This is a genomic window from Modestobacter sp. SYSU DS0875 (assembly GCF_054050915.1).
The window spans coordinates 1-2,773 of sequence record NZ_JBJHAH010000061.1 but is presented as its reverse complement, the minus strand read 5'-3'; the positions used below and the strand labels follow the sequence as shown (position 1 = coordinate 2,773).

The following is a 2,773-nucleotide window of genomic DNA, read 5'->3' as shown; positions in this document are numbered from 1 at the left end:
GATGACCTCGATGCTGCACCGCTCCGGCGACGACTTCGACGCCGAGCTGCAGCTGTCCCAGCTGCGCCGGGTCTGCTCCTCCGAGGCCGCCGCCCGCGAGCTGGCGGAGAACTACACCGGCCTCCCCTTGGACCGATGAGTGACCCGTCCGTCGGGTCACCGCGATGGTGGCTCGCTCGGACTCATTGCCCGACACGGCCGTGCCGCGTCCGACCTGAGGTGATTGCTGAGGTCCACGCGAACAGCGGGCGGTGAGGGTGGGGCCGGCTGTGTCCGTTGGCGGCCCCTCGGGAAGCCGACACCGTGCCGGCCAGCACGGGGGCGGCGCAGTCCTGCTGCATCGGGCTGGACGTCTCCGCCGGTCCGAGGAGGCGTCCGGACTGCACCAGCTCGACCTCCGGACGCTCTCCTCTTCTCGGAACGTTCGACGATTCATTGACGCCCGTGTGTGATCTCCCTTACGTTTTCTTCGGCTCGCACTGAGGCGGCCCCGGCCAGGGAGAGAGAGCGACGTGCTACAGACGAAGATGTCGAGCAAGAGGTGGAAGGTCGCTGTCACAGGCCTGGCCGCGATGGGTGTCCTCGCGGCGGTGCAACCCGTCGCCGCGTCGGCCAAGCCGCCGTCACACGCGCCTGCCGGTCAGTCACTGTCGGTGGAGGTCCTCTCCAGTCGCCCGGACACCGTCTCCGGCGGGGACGCGCTGATCTCCATCGACGTGCCGCGGAACGTGTCGCCCAAGCAGCTTCGCATCACCCTCGACGGTCGCGACGTGCGCCAGGCATTCCGGGCGGGTGGTGACTCCCGCACGCTGGTCGGCCTGGTGGACTCGCTCGCACTCGGCGACAATGAGCTCGTTGTCTCGCCCAACGGCCGCGGCCACGGCCGCCCCGACCCAGTCGCCGTGACCCTGGTCAACCATCCGGACGAAGGACCTGTCTTCTCCGGTGAGCAGAACCCGATGTACTGCACGGCCGGCGGTGCACCCTGGAACCTCGGACCCGTGGATGAGGACTGCCACGTCGCGGCCCCTACCGTGACTTACCGCTACCGGACCACCGCCGGGGCCTTCGCCACCTACCCGACGGATGGCAGCGTGCCGGCAGACCTTGCCACGACCACGACAACAGAGGGTCATCAGATCCCCTACGTCGTGCGGGTCGAGCGAGGCACCCTCAACCGAGCGGTCTACGAGACCGCCGTGCTGCACCAACCGGCCACGCCCGCCCCGGACCCGTGGACCGACACAGCCGGTTGGAACGGGAAGCTCGTCTACACCTTCGGCGGCGCCTGCGGGGTCGGGTACTGGCAAGGCACCAGCACCGGGGGAGTGGAGAACGACCTGTTGCTGCGCCAGGGGTACGGTGTCGCCTCCTCGACTCTCAACGTCTTCGCTCAGAACTGCGACGACGTGACGTCAGCGGAGACCGCGATGATGGTGAAGGAGCACTTCATCGAGTCCTACGGCGCCGACCAGTTCACCATGGGGTTCGGCGGCTCGGCGGGCACGATGCAGCAACTGCTCTTGTCGAACAACTACCCCGGCATCCTCGATGGTGTCGTCGGCGAGATCGGCTACCCCGACGAGCGGACCACCACGGTCAACGGGCACGACTGCCGCGGCCTGACGTCGTATTGGAACACCACGACCGTCCCGTGGACCGACGAGCAGAAGCGGGCGGTGATGGGCTTCGCCGTGACGCAGACGTGCAACGGCTTCATGTTCTTCGACGGGGTGGACGACCCCAATCGAGGATGTAACCCTGCCATTCCGGTCGCCGACCGGTGGAACGCGACCACGAATCCTGACGGACTCCGCTGCACGATCGCTGACCAGGTCAGCAATGTCTACGGCGTGGACGAGAACGGCTACGGCCGCAGAGTCGTTCCGGACAACGTCGGCGTGCAGTACGGCTTGCAAGCGCTCGAGTCCGGTGCCATAACCGTCGATCAGTTCCTGTCACTCAATGCAGGGGTCGGAGGGGTGGACATCAATGGCAACCGGACGGCGGAGCGCTCGGCGGCGGATCCGCTGGCCCTCGAACGTGCCTACGCCACCGGACGCGTGAACCAGTTCACCGGCGGCCTCCGGTACATCCCGGTGATCGAGGTGCGCGGGTACAGGGACCCTGCAGGCGACTTCCACGACCGCATTCGGTCGTGGTCGATCCGAGAGCGACAGCTGCGGGCCAACGGTGACGCGGGCACGCACGTCAGCTGGACCGGCGCCCCCGGTGACAGTGGTCAGATGATCGCGGACGCATTGGACGGGATGGACCGGTGGCTGACCGCCATCGACCAGGCACCAGCGGCGGCGTCCGATGCCAGTCGCCGTGACACCGCGGTGGCGGCGCGGCCCCAGGATCTGCAGGACGGCTGCTACCAGGACGGGATCCGGATCACCGAGAAGGTCGACTACGAGGCCAGCAACACGTGCAACGACCTCTACCCCTTCCACGCCGATCCTCGCGTCATCGCCGGAGCGTCGCCGGCCAAGGACGTCCTGAAGTGCCAGGTCAGGTCCCCTCAGCGCAGCGACTACGGCGACGTCCGGTTCTCGGATGCCCAGTGGCAGCAGTTGCTGGCCACGTTCCCCGGCGGGGTCTGTGACTGGAGCCGACCGGGTGTGGGGCAGGTGCCCCTTCAGGGGACCTGGCTCACGTTCTGACGGCAGCGTGATCGGAAGTGGGGGGGGGGGGGGGGCGGGGGGGGGGGGGGGGGGGGGGGGGGGGGGGGGGGGGGGGGGGGGGGGGGGGGGGGGGGGGGGGGGGGGGG

1 protein-coding gene is annotated in these 2,773 nt (G+C 68.8%); it reads left to right on the top strand.

Translation table 11 applies throughout. The annotated features are described in order from the left end of the window. Positions 1 to 512: 512 nt before the first annotated feature. Positions 513 to 2,666, top strand: a complete 2,154-nt coding sequence (locus ACI79Y_RS19595) for a DUF6351 family protein (protein ID WP_457160094.1) — start codon at positions 513 to 515, stop codon at positions 2,664 to 2,666. Positions 2,667 to 2,773 lie beyond the last annotated feature (107 nt).